This window comes from Pseudoalteromonas luteoviolacea (assembly GCF_000814765.1).
Taxonomy (GTDB): domain Bacteria; phylum Pseudomonadota; class Gammaproteobacteria; order Enterobacterales; family Alteromonadaceae; genus Pseudoalteromonas; species Pseudoalteromonas luteoviolacea_H.
Genome location: NZ_JWIC01000004.1, coordinates 814,240 through 831,492 on the forward strand (window position 1 = coordinate 814,240; position 17,253 = coordinate 831,492).

16 protein-coding genes are annotated in these 17,253 nt (G+C 43.0%); 10 read left to right on the forward strand and 6 right to left on the reverse strand.

Going from position 1 to position 17,253, the window contains the following annotated elements:
• Positions 1-4 precede the first annotated feature (4 nt).
• Genes JF50_RS06855 through JF50_RS06870 form a run of 4 tightly spaced genes read right to left on the reverse strand, consistent with a single transcriptional unit; the run spans position 5 to position 3,395 of the window.
• On the reverse strand, positions 5-748 hold the full coding sequence (locus JF50_RS06855; RefSeq protein ID WP_039608672.1) for a HugZ family protein: 744 nt from the start codon (positions 746-748) through the stop codon (positions 5-7).
• Positions 741-1,538, reverse strand: a complete 798-nt coding sequence (locus JF50_RS06860) for a heme ABC transporter ATP-binding protein (protein ID WP_039608673.1) — start codon at positions 1,536-1,538, stop codon at positions 741-743. The genes JF50_RS06855 and JF50_RS06860 overlap by 8 nt, the downstream gene beginning before the upstream one ends.
• On the reverse strand, positions 1,531-2,580 hold the full coding sequence (locus JF50_RS06865) for a FecCD family ABC transporter permease (protein WP_039608674.1): 1,050 nt from the start codon (positions 2,578-2,580) through the stop codon (positions 1,531-1,533). Before JF50_RS06865 ends, JF50_RS06860 begins: the two co-directional genes overlap by 8 nt.
• A complete protein-coding gene (locus tag JF50_RS06870) occupies positions 2,577-3,395 on the reverse strand; it encodes a heme/hemin ABC transporter substrate-binding protein (RefSeq protein WP_039608675.1) in 819 nt (272 codons plus the stop codon). The genes JF50_RS06865 and JF50_RS06870 overlap by 4 nt, the downstream gene beginning before the upstream one ends.
• A 242-nt stretch (positions 3,396-3,637) precedes the next feature.
• Between JF50_RS06870 and JF50_RS06875 the strand changes: the two genes are divergently transcribed.
• The 6 genes from JF50_RS06875 (at position 3,638) to tyrA (ending at position 9,367) form a co-directional block, all read left to right on the forward strand.
• Positions 3,638-5,737, forward strand: coding sequence for a TonB-dependent hemoglobin/transferrin/lactoferrin family receptor (locus JF50_RS06875; protein ID WP_039608676.1), 2,100 nt, complete (start codon positions 3,638-3,640; stop codon positions 5,735-5,737).
• 270 nt (positions 5,738-6,007) lie between these two features.
• Positions 6,008-6,256, forward strand: a complete 249-nt coding sequence (gene rpsP / locus JF50_RS06880) for a 30S ribosomal protein S16 (protein WP_023398624.1) — start codon at positions 6,008-6,010, stop codon at positions 6,254-6,256.
• Positions 6,257-6,273: 17 nt separating this feature from the next.
• Positions 6,274-6,807 (forward strand): ribosome maturation factor RimM, encoded by a 534-nt coding sequence (gene rimM, locus JF50_RS06885; protein WP_039608677.1) that lies wholly within the window; start codon positions 6,274-6,276, stop codon positions 6,805-6,807.
• Positions 6,807-7,571: a tRNA (guanosine(37)-N1)-methyltransferase TrmD gene (gene trmD / locus JF50_RS06890; RefSeq protein ID WP_039608678.1), complete on the forward strand. Its 765-nt coding sequence runs from the start codon at positions 6,807-6,809 to the stop codon at positions 7,569-7,571. The genes rimM and trmD overlap by 1 nt, the downstream gene beginning before the upstream one ends.
• A 33-nt stretch (positions 7,572-7,604) precedes the next feature.
• A complete protein-coding gene (gene rplS / locus JF50_RS06895; protein WP_039608679.1) occupies positions 7,605-7,964 on the forward strand; it encodes a 50S ribosomal protein L19 in 360 nt (119 codons plus the stop codon).
• A gap of 257 nt (positions 7,965-8,221) precedes the next feature.
• Positions 8,222-9,367 (forward strand): bifunctional chorismate mutase/prephenate dehydrogenase, encoded by a 1,146-nt coding sequence (gene tyrA, locus JF50_RS06900; RefSeq protein WP_039608873.1) that lies wholly within the window; start codon positions 8,222-8,224, stop codon positions 9,365-9,367.
• Positions 9,368-9,447: 80 nt separating this feature from the next.
• Here tyrA and JF50_RS06905 read toward each other — a convergent pair whose 3' ends face one another.
• On the reverse strand, positions 9,448-10,602 hold the full coding sequence (locus tag JF50_RS06905) for a chorismate mutase (RefSeq protein WP_039608680.1): 1,155 nt from the start codon (positions 10,600-10,602) through the stop codon (positions 9,448-9,450).
• 310 nt (positions 10,603-10,912) lie between these two features.
• Between JF50_RS06905 and JF50_RS06910 the strand changes: the two genes are divergently transcribed.
• The gene (locus tag JF50_RS06910; protein ID WP_039608681.1) at positions 10,913-13,891 is read left to right on the forward strand and encodes an EAL domain-containing protein; all 2,979 of its coding nucleotides are present in this window, start codon (positions 10,913-10,915) and stop codon (positions 13,889-13,891) included.
• Here the strand turns inward: JF50_RS06910 and yciH are convergent.
• Entirely contained in the window at positions 13,888-14,217 is a 330-nt protein-coding gene (yciH, locus tag JF50_RS06915) for a stress response translation initiation inhibitor YciH (RefSeq protein ID WP_039608682.1), read from the reverse strand. The two genes, JF50_RS06910 and yciH, sit on opposite strands and share 4 nt — an antisense overlap.
• A 145-nt stretch (positions 14,218-14,362) precedes the next feature.
• Between yciH and JF50_RS06920 the strand changes: the two genes are divergently transcribed.
• From JF50_RS06920 to JF50_RS06930, 3 genes are all read left to right on the forward strand, one after another.
• Positions 14,363-14,668: an STAS domain-containing protein gene (locus JF50_RS06920; protein ID WP_039608683.1), complete on the forward strand. Its 306-nt coding sequence runs from the start codon at positions 14,363-14,365 to the stop codon at positions 14,666-14,668.
• A 15-nt stretch (positions 14,669-14,683) separates the two neighbouring features.
• Positions 14,684-16,333, forward strand: coding sequence for an ATP-binding SpoIIE family protein phosphatase (locus JF50_RS06925; RefSeq protein ID WP_039608684.1), 1,650 nt, complete (start codon positions 14,684-14,686; stop codon positions 16,331-16,333).
• Positions 16,334-16,485: 152 nt separating this feature from the next.
• Positions 16,486-17,145: a GAF domain-containing protein gene (locus JF50_RS06930; RefSeq protein ID WP_039608685.1), complete on the forward strand. Its 660-nt coding sequence runs from the start codon at positions 16,486-16,488 to the stop codon at positions 17,143-17,145.
• Positions 17,146-17,253 lie beyond the last annotated feature (108 nt).

Below are 17,253 nucleotides of genomic sequence, written 5' to 3' on the forward strand. Positions count from 1 at the left end.
AGCCCTAATCTTGCTCGGCCTCAGAGCTAAGCGCTTTGCGTGCTGCCTTGGTCAATCTAACAAGTTCCATTCTCACTGCTTTACTATCCATACATACGTTTTCGAATTGAACGTAGTAGTTTTTGTCGTTGGCGCGAAGGTAGCATCCATCAGGGACAATGGTCGTCATAGTGACATCGTCCGACTGCACTTGATGAATAAGCTCCAACATAAGCTGGTTGGCATCAGCATGGTCATCATTCATATGCTCCACCATGCGCTTCTCATCTTCTAGTGTCCATTCAGGCTCTTGTGCTTGCCATTCGTTTTCTTCTATCCAAAATATATGACCAAAGCCACCAATATAACGAACACGTTTTACTTCCATACGCCATAACTGGAAGTCATGAGCTTGACGGTAAGAGATGGCTTCAGGGTATTGACGTTCATAACGCTCAAGTAATGCTTCTGACTCTTCGGCAGGAACCGGCGCTGCATCACCTACTACAGTGACACGAGCATGAGCATTTTGGTCACCTTGCTCTGCTGCATCGAACACGGTGGCACACATGCGGCTATCTTCAGTAAGGTTTCGAGAGTGCTGTGCAATCCCTGCAATATAAAAAATCAGTCTACCTTGATTGTCCGTCATAAAAGGAGACACAGATCCAAAAGGGTAGCCCTGTAGGTTTTTTGAAATGGTTGAGATCACACAGACAGATGACTGTCGTACTAAGGTGCGTGCTTCAAAAGCGGCTTGTTCACGCATTGGAGGCTCCTGTTAGCGGTTCTGAAAAAATCATAGGGATTTCAAAGCTGGGGTGCAAGTTTATTTGCATACCAGCACGGTATATTGGTTGCAACACCTCAGGGCGTAATACATCTTGAGGATTACCATCGTGATAGATGACGCCATGGTGCAGCAGTAAAATTCTGTCAGCATATAATGATGCTAAGTTTAAGTCGTGTAATACAGCAATGACGGTATTGCCTTGCTGGGCAAAAGTTTTGGCTTTGCTTAAGGTCATATGCTGATGATGTAGATCTAATGCTGAAGTGGGTTCGTCTAGTAACATTAACTTGCCTGAGGTCTCTGACCTGTGCGCATCAAGTTGCGCCATGCATCGTGCAAATTGTACACGTTGAAACTCGCCACCTGAGAGTACGGTCACATCTCTATCTGCTAACGCTTCTAGAGACATTTGTGCGATAATCTCATTGATAACCTCGGCCTGCAGTAGCGTAGTCTCATGGTAAGGGTAGCGGCCCATTGCAATGAGTTCAGCAGCGCTAAAAGCAAAATTGACGCGGTTATTTTGCAGCAGCATGGCGCGTTTGGTTGCCAGTTGCTGTGGGTCAAGTTGATTGATTAGCTGGCCGTGAAATAACACATCACCTGAATAACTTAAATCATCACATATTGCGCTCAATAAGGTCGATTTACCCGCACCATTTTCGCCCAGTAAGACAATAAATTCACCTTGCTGTGCAGTAAAAGACAAATCGTGAATAATGCGTTTGTTGCCGCGTGTAATGGCAATATTTCTACACTCAAGCATGATTGCCTCGTTTTTGCTTCACTAACTGATAGATAAAAAATGGTGCACCAAAGAGCGCAGTGACGATACCAATCGGCAACTCAGAAGGGGCGACAATAAGCCGTGCTATCCAATCTGCTAATAACATCAGTAAGCATCCTAATAGCATACTTAATGGCAGCATTTTTCGCAGATCTGGACCTACCAATAGGCGTGCGATATGTGGAACGACTAAGCCAACAAAGCCAATCATGCCTGCCATTGCAACGGCACCACCGACACCCAGTGCAACGAGGAAGACAACCTCGGTTTTTAGGCGTTTCACATTAACACCTAGATGTCTGGCATCTCTTTCGCCAAGCATCAGTGCGTTTATTTGGCGTTTCTTCAAAATCAACATGATGGTGCTGATGATAATAAGAGGAGCGCCGTAAATCATTGCTGACCAACTCGCGCCGCCTAAAGACCCCATTTGCCAATAAGTCATCAAACGCAATGAACTGTCGTCAGCAAAAAAGCTGAATAAGCCGATAATGGCCATGGCAATGGCATTAATGGCGACGCCTGCCAATAATAATGTCGTGATTTGAACCTGACCTTGGTGGTTGGCTAGACGGTAAATGACAGATGTGATGGTGAGTGCACCTACGAATGCGGCAGGTGCAACCATGGCTTCATTAATAAAGCTAACTTTGGGCGCGAGTGCGATAACGGCAATGGCAGCGACCGCCGCGCCACCTGTGACGCCCATTAAACTGGGATCGGCTAGCGGGTTGCGACATAGTGCCTGCGTTGCCGCGCCGCTACAAGCGAGCACGGAGCCAACTAAAATGGCAAGCAGCAATCGAGGTAATCTAATTTGTGATACGACACTCATTTGCAGCTCATTAATGTCCATTGTCATGGTATCGGGTAGTACCCAAGCGATGGGCATTTTCCAATCCCACCCAACAGGACCGCTACTGAGAGAGAGCCAAGCAAGGCCAAGCAGCAATAAGCCGCTTAACCAGTACCACTTTAAATGTTGATTTGAATTTAAAAGGGGAAGTGCGGTGTTGCTCATAATGCCTGCTTACGATGAAATGCGTCTAGTTTGGCAATGGCTTCAGGTAATCGGGTAGTCATACCAAGTGCCATTAGAGAATCCATAACTAATAGACGACATTCCTTCGCAGCTGGGATTAAAGCAAGGGATGCTTGCTGACAAAACTTTTCTGGGCCACCTGCGCCATAGACAACATGGCTGGGGGCGACAATAAAGTCTGGGTTACTGACTAATAGAGCTTCACGGTTAAAGGGCTTAAAACCATTATGTACAGCGATATTTCTAATGCCTGTATAGTCAAATAAGACATCTGGTACAGTCTCTTTTCCTGCGACCATCACACCTCTTTCACCAGCAGAGAGAATAAATAATGCCTTCGTGCCTGAGCGTTTAGATTTACTTGGCAATTGCTTTGTTAAAGAGTCGATTAGCTGTTCTGCTTGAGGTTGTTTGTTGAGATCGGTTGCAACTTCGGTGATAAGAGCAAAAAGCCCTTGAACATGCTTTGGCTTTTCATACAACTTGAGTGGCACTCCGGTGCTTTTAATTTGCGTGAGTACTTCAGGGCGGCCGGCGCCTTCTAGGGTCAAAATCATGGTTGGCTTTTGCGATAAAATGCCTTCTGCGGCCAAATCACGATAATAGCCAACTTTAGGCAGGGTTGTGGCTTTTGGTGGCCATGTACTTGAGGTGTCTACGGCAACGACAGACTCACCCGCATTGAGCGCATAGACGATATCTGTAATGGTGCCACCTGCGACGACCAAGCGTTCTGCGTTCGCAGCGAAGCTACTCAGCATCAGTAAAATACCAATATAAAGGGTATGTTTCATTGTTCTCTCACGTGTTAATTACTTGAGTGTTTTACTCACTACTGCACGTTTGCAGGGCAGTATGAGTGACTGATAAATCCCTTATGAGTCCGTGTATCCAATGACGGTAATAATACATTCTCGAAGAATTAAAATCTACATGATTATAGAAATGCAAATAATTATCGTTTGCGATAGTTAAAAAATACCTTTATAGTGCACAGCGAAATTTATTCGTTCTTCCTGTTTGAGGTTAAAAGATAATGTTTAAACAAACTACTATTTCGCTAAGTATTGCAGCAGCAGTGTTTACTGCGCCAAGTTCAGTTGCGGAGCAATTTGAGAAAGACAGCGAGGTTATCGTAGTATCAGGGTCGCGTATTGAGCAAAAGCTTGAGGATGTAGCGGGTTCTGTGAATGTTGTCACCGAACAAGAAATTGAACGTGAGTTAGCAGTGGACTTAAATAGTGCATTTAAGTATCAAACAGGGATTACAACTACGGGCTCTGCAGGTGAAGCCCAAGCGCTCAATATTCGTGGTATCGGTGGAAATCGTGTCGTTTATGTGAAAGATGGACGCCGTTTAAATGATGCCTATTCTGGTGGTGGTGGCCTAATTATTGGTCGAGGTTATTTTGACGTCGACAATATTAAGCAAATTGAAGTCGCAAAAGGCGCTGCGTCGTCTCTTTATGGTTCGGATGCACTTGGCGGCATTATTGTTATCTCGACAAAAGATCCTTCTGACTATTTGGCTGGTGAAGACAGTCATGCTCAAGTTGGCATTGGCTATTATGGTGTTAACTCAGAAAAGAGCGCCACGGCGACCTTTGCTAAGCAACTTAGTGATACCAACGCCACCTCTATTCAAGTGACGCGCAGAGAGGGTCAAGAAACACAGAATTATCAAGAAAACCTCCCTGGTTTTGATTACATCTCTAATGCGTTATTACTGAAGTCGGAGTTTACACTGACAGAGAGTGAGCGCATTTTGGCGACGGTTGATTATTTCGACCAAGATAGTGAGCAGGTGATAACAGCCGCTGAATATGAAACAAAGGATGATAACGAAAGTCTTTCTTTGTCATTAGAGTTTGATACTTCAACAGCGACCGGTTTTTACGATAACTTAAGTGCACAAGTTTACTTCACTGACTTTGAACAAATCAGTCATCAGATCCGTGCCAATGATGGAAGCCGCAGCCGTATTGGACCTTACACGGATTACAACGATTATCGTTTCGAACAGTCTATCTTCGGCACGCGATTGGTATTAGATAAGCAGTTAGAGTTTGGTTCACTCTCACATCAACTTGTTTATGGCTTTGATTATGATGGCTATGAAACATCAAGACCGCGTCTAAAAACCCGAATCGATGCACAAGGTAATAAAGTGCTTGATAATGAGGGACAAAAAACATTCCCTGGTGCAGACACCACCATGTTGGGGCTTTTTGTACAAGATAATATTACTTTGTCTGATGCTGTTACATTGAACGCGGGCTTGCGTCTTGATAAGTATGATATGGATGCAAAACAAAGTGAGCTTTATGAAGGTACAGAGTTTGGAGATATCAGTGAAACTGCGCTATCGCCAAAGCTTGGTTTAGTATATGCAGTGTCAGACAATGTGAATGTTGTTGCGCAATATTCTCGAGGTTTTAAAATTCCACCTCATGATCTAGCTTATCAAAGCCACGGTGTTGAGCCATTTTACCAGATTTTACCGAATCCTGAGTTAGATCCAGAGACGAGTGATAGTATAGAATTTGGTGTAAAAGGTGGGTTTGACTCAAAGCAGTTTTCCGTAACACTATTTAATACTAAGTTTGATGACTTTATTGCAAATAAAGTAGTGCGTGTTGAACCCAGTCAAATTCCAAATATGCCACCTAAAACCTATTATCAGTATCACAATATTGGTGAAGTAGAAATTAAAGGGCTAGAGGCGAACTTTACAGTTTGGGTAAATGACAACGTTTCTGTAGACACTGGTCTTACATATGTACAAGGTAAAGATAAAGAAACGAATGAATACCTAAGTTCTATTAGTCCACTTAACGGTTTTGTAAAAGCGCGCTATGAAATGGATAGCTGGTCGGTTACGGCTGCATTTAAAGCGGCTAAGCGTATGACTAAGGTCCCAGCAGAGGACGGTATTAAGACCGGTGGCTGGGGTACCGTTGACCTCTTTGCTGAGTATGACTTCGGTAACCTACGATTTAATGCCGGCGTATTTAATCTATTAGATAAAGAATATATCCCTTATGAGAGTGTTGCAGGGCAAGCCGCTGACGCGAACCTAGAGCAATACACACAGCCGGGGCGTAATTTTGCGATTAATGCTAAATATACCTTCTAGGGTGTAATGTCTCCCTGCGAGCAAGGTGTTTTGCGCTTTGCTTGAGCATTTAAACGGGTGTTTTCAATAGCATCCGTTTCTTTATTTTGGCAGGTACGAAGCCAAATGATGTGTGCATTTTAGGTCTAAACTGACCTAGGTATGTCAAGATTGAGAATTAAATCTAAAACATACTTGCATTGTTGAGAAAAACTCGTACAATTCCCCAGCTTCCCGTAGTGGGAAGTTTTATCTTATTAATGAAAACAGTCAATCTATGTAGAGGACGGTATGGTAACTATTCGTTTGCAACGTGGCGGCGCTAAAAAGCGTCCATTCTATCAAATCGTGGTTGCGGATAGCCGTTTCTCGCGTGACGGTCGTTTCATCGAGAAAGTAGGTTTCTTTAACCCAATCGCTTCTGGTCAGGAAGAAAAAATTCGTCTAGATCTTGCTCGTGTTGATCACTGGGTAGGTCAGGGCGCATCTCTTTCAGATCGCGTAGCTAAGTTAGTTAAAGACGCTCGTAAAGCGGCTTAATAGGCGTAAGTGTAACCATGAGTCAAGATAACACCTCGACACTCGTTGTCGGCAAATTAGGTGCCCCTTACGGTATTAAGGGTTGGCTTAAGGTGCATTCATTTACTGATGATCCCCAAGGGATCTTCGATTTCAGCCCATGGTTGATAGGGCAACAAGGTAAATGGCAAGCTCTTGAAGTGAGTGACTGGCGTCGCCACAACAAGGGTTTCATCGCTAAATTTGCGAACATTAACGACAGAGACGAAGCAATGGCATTCACCAATGCTGAAATCGCCGTTAATAGTGAGCAGCTTCCTGAATTACCTGAAGGGGAGTTTTATTGGCGAGACTTAATTGGTATGACGGTTGTAACCAATAAAGGTTATAACTTAGGTCATGTCGATGACCTTATGGAGACTGGCTCGAATGACGTTTTGGTTGTGAAAGCAAACAAAAAAGATGCATTCGGTCAGACTGAACGCTTAATTCCATTTTTGACAGATTCTGTCATTGTTGAAGTTAAGCATGAAGAACGTGAAATTACGGTTGATTGGGATCCAGCATTTTAATGAGTGAACAGCAAAAACTTTGGGTCGGCGTTGTATCGTTGTTCCCTGAAATGTTTGATGCAATTACTCAGCAAGGTGTAACTGGTCGAGCTGTGAAAAACGGTTTGATTGAGTTCAATTGTTGGAACCCAAGAGAGTATGCGACCGATAAGCATCGTACAGTGGATGATCGCCCTTATGGCGGTGGTCCGGGTATGTTGATGATGGTAGAGCCACTCGAAAAAGCCATTCTAGATGCAAAAGCTGCAGCTGGTAATGGTGCAAAAGTAATTTACATGTCTCCACAAGGACGCAAACTAGATCAACAAGGCGCTGCTGAATTAGCGACGTCTGAAAAATTGATTTTAGTTGCGGGTCGATATGAAGGTATAGATGAACGGATCATTGAGTCTCATGTAGACGAAGAATGGTCTATCGGTGATTTTATTCTCAGTGGTGGCGAATTGCCTGCCATGACACTTATTGACGCAGTTGCGCGATTAGTGCCTGGTGTGCTTGGTCACAATCAGTCTGCTGAGCAGGATTCATTTTCGGATGGCCTGTTAGATTGCCCTCACTATACTCGGCCTGAAACATTGGATGGAAAGCAGGTCCCTGCTGTATTACTCAGTGGGAACCATAAAGAAATTGCAAAATGGCGCTTAAAGCAGTCATTAGGCAGGACTTGGCTACGCCGTCCGGACTTGTTGCGTAACCTAGCTCTGACTGAGGAGCAAGCAAGGCTTCTCGCTGAATTTCAGCAAGAACATGAAGCTTGTGGCTAGAAGACAGTTACTCCTAGGAATGTGAGAAATAAAATGGCAAAAGTAAACCAAAATATTATTAAAGCGCTTGAAGAAGAGCAGCTTAAAAAAGACGTACCAGTGTTCGGCGCTGGTGATACAGTAGTTGTACAGGTACGTGTAAAAGAAGGTAACAAAGAGCGTCTACAGGCCTTTGAAGGTGTTGTAATCGCTAAGCGCAACCGTGGACTTCATTCATCTTTCACTGTTCGTAAGATCTCAAGCGGTGAAGGTGTTGAGCGTGTTTTCCAAACACACAGCCCAGTGGTTGATAGCGTTACAGTTAAGCGTCGTGGTGCGGTTCGTCGTGCTAAGCTTTACTACTTACGCGAGCGTTCTGGTAAATCTGCACGTATTAAAGAGAAACTTAACTAATACGCGCATACTACCTATGCTTAACAAACAGACCGCTTTATGCGGTCTGTTTGGTTTTAGGCCTAAAACTTTTCAAAACAGTCCATAATTCCCAATTTCTATAGCCTCATCTTCTTTTCCGCATAGTGTAAAAATTCTTCGTTTGTACCCTACAATAGTATGAAGAAACAAATTGACGCTTTCTTAATAAAATTCGTCCTGTTAGACTGGGTGTAATTTATTATTTACTTGTGTAAATTAAGGTTTACGTTATGGGAATGAGAGAAAACTTAAGCCTAGATGAGTTGCGTATCCAGATAGATCGTTGTGATAGCGAACTGGTGAGTCTACTCGCTGAGCGAAGGAGGTTGACCGAGCAGGTTGGCCAAATTAAGCAACAAAAGGGTGCAGCGTTGCATGCACCAGAAAGAGAAGCTGCACTAATAGCCGCTCGTCGTCAGCAAGCTGAAGAAAAAGGCGTTAATCCAGAGTTGGTAGAAGATATTTTGCGTCGAATGATGCGCGAGGCTTATGAAAACCAACAAAGTAAGCTGGCATGCGCAGCCCCAGACTTGTCCCCGATTGTGATTGTTGGAGGTCAAGGTGCAATGGGTCAGCTGTTTGCCAAACAATTTATACGCTCAGGTTATGAGGTTAAGATACTCGATAAATCTCAGCAGGCTGATGCCCATTCAATTTTGGCGGATGCCAAATTAGTTCTGGTCAGCGTACCGATTAATACTTTAGAGCAAGTCATAACCGATTTACCACCGCTCGCTCCAGACTGTATTTTGGCTGACATTACATCTGTAAAGCAGGGTCCATTAAAAAGCCTGCTTAATAAGCATAGTGGCCCCGTGATCGGATTACATCCTATGTTCGGGCCGGACATCTCACACTGGGTTAAGCAAACGGTAGTGGCATGTCATGGGCGGGATGAGTCAGCGTGCAGTGGCTTGCTAAAACAGCTACAAATATGGGGATGCCATATTGTGCCGATGGAAGCGAAAAGGCATGACCAAGCAATGCAAATTATTCAGGTCATGCGCCACTTAACAACGTTTGTATATGGACAGTTTTTAGCGAAGCAATGTCATACTTTAGAGGAGCTGCGCAGTTGTTCCTCTCCTATTTATCAATTAGAGCTGATGATGGTTGGCCGATTATTTGCGCAATCTCCCGAATTGTATGCGGATATTATGCTAGCCCAGTTTGAAGATGTGGAAGGGTTACTTGCCAGCTATCAAGACACCTTTGAACAAACACTTCAGAGGTTAAAACAAGGTGATAAGCAAGCCTTGATAGATGGTTTTGACAAAGCACAAACTTATTTCTCAGACAGTGCACATACTTTCTTAGCACAAAGTCGAGGGATATTAAATAAAGCCAACGATGCTAAAGTATTGGACGAACTGGCTTCGTAAAGCAAAAAAGCGCTATGCACATAGCGCTTTTTTCACATTGTCAGTCAGTGCACTTGAGACTTGCTCTCCAAAATACCGCTTTAAATCGGGTCAACCGCTTTGAGCGATTCACTTTGATAACAGCCTAGTATTCTCACCGTCTGAGTATGCTCTTTGAGCGCTTCAAGTGCTTTTTGCACTTGTGGGTCAGCAATGTTTGCTTGAAGGTCAACATAAAATACTTCCTCCCAGGGGTTGCCTGGCACGGGGCGTGATTCTAGTTTTGTCATATTGATACTGTTTTCTTTAAATACCATTAATGCATCCGCGAGTGAGCCCACATGTTGTTTGGTTGCCATAATAAGGCTCGTCTTAGTTGGTATTTGAGTCGAGACTTGCAGTGGCTTTCTTGCAACGACAATAAAGCGGCTATGGTTTTCAGCCTGATTAGCCAGTTCACTTTTAATGACTTCTAAGCCTTGAGAGCGCCCTGCTTGTGCTGAGCCTATAGCGGCACTGTGATCACATTCACCAGCAAACTTAATTGCGCTAGAGGTCGAATCACAGCTTTCATGAACGACATCGGCTAGGCTTTGTAAGAAACGACTACATTGAGCAAATGGCTGTGGGTGAGCAAAGATTTTTTTCACATCTTTTAGCTCGATGCCAGGCTTTGCCAGCAAGCAATGTTCAACGCTATGTGTGACCTCTCCAACGATAGACACTTGTGCATGTTGCATTAAATCAAATACTTCATTGATACTACCTGAGCTGGTATTTTCAATGGGGAGAATGCCAAAATCAGCTTTACCGTGTTCAACAGATGTTGTGATCTCTTCAAAAGATTGGCAACCGAGTTCGACGACTTTACCAGGACGGCGGCTAAAGTATTTGTGGCACGCCAATTGGCTATAAGAACCTTGCCCACCTAGATATGCTACGCGGTGGGTATCATTCACAGCATCTGGGTTTAAGCTCTTTTGCAGAAGTGCTTGTTGATTCAGCACCGAGTCTTCTAGTATGACTTGAAAAACGTTGTTGATGTAAAAAGGATCAAGGCCGAGCGATTTTCCATAACTGATTAACTTCTCTAGCAAAGCGAGTTCTCGCTCTTCATCGCGGATAGGTTTGTTATTGTTGATCTTATACTCCAGTACTCCGTGGCTGATCCTTCTTCGTTTTGCCAGTAGCACCAGCAGTTCAGAGTCTATTTCGTTTATCTCTGTTCTTAATGCATTTAAAGTATCTTGCGTCATGGTCCTCACTCCCATTTTGCCAAAAAAAAAGCCCCCCAGATGTTGGGAGGCTTAGCTATTCGTTTTTACGCGCAAACAGTTAAGCCTCTTCACCTAAAGAAGCTAAAAAAGAAAAAATAGCGGCGCGCAAAAAAGTTCATAATCTATTCAATTTGATATTTCAGTGTTATCAATATTATTAACACAGATATTAAGCCAATTACAACAAGGTATTTTAAATTATACTATAAATGCATTGGCTACGATTTGTGTGATCTGATATATTCAAGTCAATATATGAAAAAAAACATAACAGGGTAAAGAGTTTATCGTGGGCAATCGTCGTCCTCCTTCGCGTTTTGGTGCTAATTCTCTCAGTGTGAAATTATCAATTTTGATTTCCGCGGTGTGTGTCATTGCAGGTGTCTTTGCGGCTGCGTTGATGCTGAAGTCTGAAGAAAAGCACCTAGTTGAAGCCGAGTTTGTCCAATTGCATGATCTGAGTGAGCAGATGCTTCAGCAGTTTTCACAGTATTTAGAGCTCAAGAAGAATCTTGCACAACAGACCAATGTGGTGGTTTCAAAAGTGTTACTGCCTCTGCCCGATTCATCCATTGATATAGAGCTGCCTTTAGCCTCACTCGATGGTAAGGTGCATAGTGTCGCAGCAAACGGAATGTCTGCCGCATACATACTCAAAGATAAATTATCAGACGCTGAAAAAGCGTTATTTCAAAAGTCCGAAAAGCTGTGGAATACGCTCTCGCCTATTTTACTCCAAGACTTTTTCAACTTTTATATTTATACCACAGAGAACTTCGTACGCATTGCGCCTCCGAATTCAGTGCTGCTGGATAGTGCGCAAAACAGGCAGGCGAATATCCATGCCCAGCCACTTTTACGTGAAGAATTAAACCCAACCAGAGAAGCGGTTTGGTCAGACGTTCACCACGACCCGATATGGAATAAGTGGGTTGTCAGTATTCTCGTGCCGTTATATGAAGGCGATGTTTATCGAGGCTTTACAGGCAGTGATTTGGAATTAGAAACGTTATTGTCCCATTTGCCTAAACCTACCAATGAACAGAGTTATATTATTTTTGATAAGCAGGGCAGAATTATATCAGCCCCTAACTTATTAACGCCCACCGAGCACCCTGAATTACAGGCAAAAGATGTATTGCCCAAAGCCATTCAACGTGTTGTTGAGACTGCGCTTAAAGTTAATTTACCTAGCTATCAGGATGAATTTATTTATGATAAAGCAGGGCATATTGCCAATATTATCCACCTAGGAGAGCTTGATTGGTATGTAGGCATGTATAAACGCAGGGATACGGCTTTGTATGCGCTCGAGGAGCTCAAGGTTAAATTTTTTGGGCTTTTTGTCTTGTATGCTGGGTTCGTAGCCATGTTGCTACACCAAGTAATTTACCACCTGATTTTAAAGCGTATTAACCAACTGGTTAAAGTTTTAATCAGCTTCGGTCGAGGGCAGTGGGACCACCCTAAGTTAACTGACAGTGACGATGAAATCGGGCTCTTAAATGCGTCATTCAATGACATGAGTGACGATATTAAAAAGTTGGTCAATGGCTTAAACCAACGCATCAGTGAGAAGGAAATAGCCGAAAAAGCTGCTAATCGCCTCTCCAAAGCGGTTGCATTTTCGGGCACTGGTGTGGTGATCACCAACGAACGCTTTAAGATAGAATACGTCAATCCAAAAATGGTCGAGATGACGGGGTTCCCAGAGTCACATTTCTTAGATTCTCCTCTGCTAGGTATTATTTCCAACGAGATGGCCATTTTAATTGATGATATTGACTTTGATTTGAAAAGCCGTAATTACTGGCGTGGAGACACATTGCTGCAAAGCAGTAACAACGACCAAATTTGGGTTAGTTTGAGCATATCGCCAATTCGTGAAAATGGCGGAAGGATTTCAAGCTATGTCGCCTCAGCACAGGATATTTCCTTTGTTAAAGAAAGCCAGAGGAAAATGGAAGAACTAGCATACTTTGACACGTTAACGGGGTTAGCAAATCGCACTTTCTTCCGCATGCAATTGAGAAAGTCTATGGCGCTGGCGTCTCGGGGTCATTACGCATTTGCACTGTTTTATTTCGACTTGGATGAGTTTAAGCGCATCAATGATACGCTCGGACATGATGCTGGTGATAGGCTGTTAGTTGAGGTTGCAGATAGGCTCAAGCAAAGGTTAAGAGCTGAGGACACGATTGCTCGGTTAGGGGGAGATGAATTTGCTGTATTGTTAAGCGGGATCAGCACACGTGATAATGCGATGGATGTAGCACATACGATTCAAAAAACGCTTAGTCAGCCAATTTTATTAGGCAATAATGAAGTGATTGTCAGTGCCAGTATTGGCATTACGCTTGCCCCATTTGACAGTCAAGAAGAAGAGCAGTTGCTTAAACATGCCGATTTGGCAATGTATGAAGCAAAAGCAAAAGGTCGAAATACGTTCCATTTTTATTCACAAGAGTTAAATGCTGCGGCAAATGAGCGGTTACACATTGAAAATGAACTAAGGCAAGCGATCAAAAGCCAACAATTCTCTTTACAGTATCAACCCCAGATAGATAGTCGGACTGGAAAAATACTGGGCTATGAAGCCTTAATAAGATGGAAGCACCCGACTGAAGGCAATATTCCGCCAACAAAGTTTATCCCCATTGCAGAAGCGACAGGTTTAATCGTTGAAATTGGCACTTGGGTGTTAAAGGAAGCATGTCGCTTTTCGGCGGTGCTTAAATCTAAAGGGTGTACCGCGGATATTGCGATAAACCTTTCGGCCCGTCAATTTAAAGATGCAAATTTAATTGACACTATTTCGCAAACATTGAGTGAAGTAGGTCTTTCACCTTCCATGTTACATCTCGAGCTGACGGAAAGTATGCTTATGGGCGATGTGGAAGCGGCAATAGAGCAACTGAAAGAGATGAAAAAGCTAGGCGTCTCTTTATCTATTGATGACTTTGGTACAGGGTATTCATCCTTGAGTTATTTGAAACGTTTTCCTGTTGATGTGTTGAAAGTGGATAGGTCATTTGTAAAAGATATTCCGCAAGATACAAACGACATGGAAATAACCGCTGCAATTATTGCTATGGCACAAAAGCTGAGTATGAAAGTGGTTGCTGAAGGGGTCGAAACAGCCGAGCAGGTTGCGTTTTTACAGAGAAATAACTGCCATATTGTACAGGGCTACTATTATAGTGCCCCCCTTACTGAGGAAGGGGTGTTTGCTCAAAAGCCAGAAATAATGAAAGCTGCAGGGAGTTAACCCCCTGCGATTTTCACTTTAAACCCTTGTGAGACAAGCAAGCCTTTGAGTTTCTCTCGGTCATCCCCTTGAATTTCAATCACGCCTTCTTTGACTGCGCCACCTTGGCCCATCTTACTTTTTAGCTGTTTAGCTAATTTCTTTAGATCGTGTTCAGCAGGATCAATGCCGACGACCAGCATAACGCCTTTTCCTTTTCGCCCCTTGGTTTGACGCTCGATACGAATATGACCATCTTTAAAAAGCTTCACTTCTTGCTGCGGCTGTTCGTCTTCTGGTTTAATTCGACCCAGCTCGGTAGAATACACTAAACGACCATCTGACATTGTTCACTCCAAACTAGTTACATTATTTTGGATACTAACAAAAAGTGTTTTATGTCGTTATATTTTTTTGGCGAAATTACGTAATCCGATTATATTTAAAACATAAAGATGGATAACAATACTAAATTTAGAGTAGGAGCTTGCAATGAGCCTGAGCAAAAATGCTTCAGCTGACGGAAAGACTTTAACAATTCAGATTAAAGGGAAGTTTGACTTCAATTTAGTACAATCATTTCGCCAAGCTTATGCTGAAGTGAATGATGAAACCGAGAAAGTCGTTGTTGATTTGCGAGATACAGATTATATGGATAGCTCGGCACTCGGTATGTTGTTAAATATGAAGAAGACGCTCGGAGATTCAGTGGGCAGCATTCAAATTAGCAATTGCCGGCCACAATTGAAAAAGATATTGCAAATTTCAAGATTTGATAAAAAATTTGAAATTGATTAGCAGAGCTTAATTAGCATGCTTATTTTAGTGGTTGATGATCAACCCCTCAACTGCAGGTTGCTGACGGCAATGCTTGAGCAGCAGCATTATGATGTCTTGGTTGCCAATAACGGCCAAGAGGCGTTGGCGCTATTGCATCAGCATGAGGTTGATATTGTCCTGTTGGATGTGATGATGCCAGTAATGAATGGCTTCGAGACCGCACCAAAAATTAAAGAATACGCAGGTGATGTGTATTTACCCATCATTTTTATCACCGCGCTTGAAGATCATGCCAGCTTTGAGAAGTGCTTAAGAGTTGGCGGGGATGACTTTATTCATAAGCCTTTTGACAGAATTATTCTCTCAGCAAAGATCCGTGCTCATGCTCGGACCAGGAAGCTGAGTAAAGAAGCTCATGAACAAAAAAAGCAGTTGGAATACCACTACAACCAAACAGAACGAGAGCATGAGATTGTTGAACATATCTTCCGTAATGCGCTCTCAGGACAAGAAAGGTTTGATAGACTCTGTGACTTTCACTTGTCCCCAGCATCTATGTTTAATGGTGATATGTTCCTTATGGCAAAAAGCCCGATTGGCGGGTTTTACTGTTTACTAGGCGACTTTACCGGTCATGGTCTTGCAGCAGCGGTAGGCGCGCTGCCGGCATCGAGAATTTTCTACACGATGGTGCAAAAGGGCATGGCTGTCGGAGATATCGCGACGGAGTTAAACAGCTCCCTTTATACTTTATTACCAGGTCATATGTTCTGTGCAGCTGCGATCATAGAACTGAGCTCTTCGGGAAAAAATATTTCTGCTTGGCTTGGAGGACTCCCTGATGTGTATTTGGTCAATGAGGGGGGGCGTGTTTTAAAAACCGTGGAGTCTCAACACATGGCTCTGGGGATTTTAGATGACGATGAGTTCGAAAGAACGATTTTACATTTTGAAGTTGATAGAGGTACACGTCTGGTCATGGCGACAGACGGCATTATTGAAAGTGAAGGGCCGGATGGCGAAATGTTTGGTGAAGGGCGGTTTATAGACACGTTGCAAAGTACACCGTCCATTACGACGCAGGATGTGATCGATAATGTGAGAAACTACGCACAGCATGCTGAACAGCAAGATGATTTAAGTATTGCGATTATCAATTGTTTGCCAGCTGATGCTGAGCAGTCAGGTGAAACGCATTATTCCTCCTTACCTTTTGAAGTCGCGGTCTCTTTGGACGCTGAACAAATGAAAATGACAGATCCAGTCCTAGAAGTGGTGAATGTGCTTAGCAATGTGGAAGGTGTGGATGCGCATCGCTCGAATATATTTCTCTTATTGTCTGAGGCATACAATAACTCTTTGGATCATGGCGTGTTGGGGATCAGTTCAGAGTTAAAAAATCAAGAAGATGGGTTTTTGGAGTACTACACACAGCGTGCTGAAGCATTGTCTAAGCTCACTGAAGCATCTATTGAGATTGCGGCTATTTATAGTCCCGAAAAGCGTTTAATTACGTTTGATATCAAAGACTCAGGCAGAGGCTTTTCTCAACCTGAGTTACCAAGTGATAGTACATTATCTAATGAACATGGGCGGGGTGTTCAGTTGTTGTCAGAAATAGCAGACAGCGTCAGCTACAACCGAATTGGCAATGAAGTTAAATTGGTGTATTCGCTCGATTAGTTATTAAGTCTCAATTACTTCTTTATATTGAAATTCTTTTACGACATTCCCTTTCTTTTATATTCAATAGCAAAAAACATGTGTGTTTCTATAGTCAAAGAGACATTTGCGTGTTAAATTGCGTTTAGATATATAGATGTTTGGATGGCTAAATGATTTCTGCATACTTGGATAAAACACAAACTTCCCTTGACCATACACTTGTTCAACTACAGCTTGATGCACTAGATTCTTATTTGGCATCACATCAAGCTCAGACGATCTGGTCTTATCAAATACCAGAACTCGGCGAGGGGGGAAGTTGTAGTTTGTTTGGTCATTTACAAGACACACCATTTGAATTGGGCACGATCATAGAGAGAACGCAAGAAAATGACGTTTTACTGTCTAAGCTTCAAGCAATCGTCGAGTTTGTGACGAATAAAACGGGTGTAGAATGGTTTGGAATTTATCAGTCAAGACAAGTTGACGGTGAGCAACAATTGCTTAAGCTTGCGTACAATGGTGCACCTAGTCGTCCATTATTCCCCATCAATGAGCAGTTTGCGGCAACATCCAATAATATTCAGACGGTACTTTCTGAAAAATCTCGTATTATCAATAATATTCCCGAATATATTGCACAGGGTGGTGAATACTATACCTGTGATCCAAAAGTACAGGCAGAGGTCTGCTTACCGTTATTAGATGACAAGCTTGATTGTGTTGGGATCATTGATGCAGAAGCATTTAGTAAAGACTTTTTTACTGCTGACAATTTATCTGTACTTGCTGCGGCTTGCATGAAAATAACGCATTACCTTCCCGAGTAACAAGGCTCGTGTTCTTGTTAAATTGTGTTAGTATTATGGCAACTATAACCCCCACAATTGCTGCGTAATATTGAGTTAAATACTTAGATAAATAGAGGCGAGCTTACA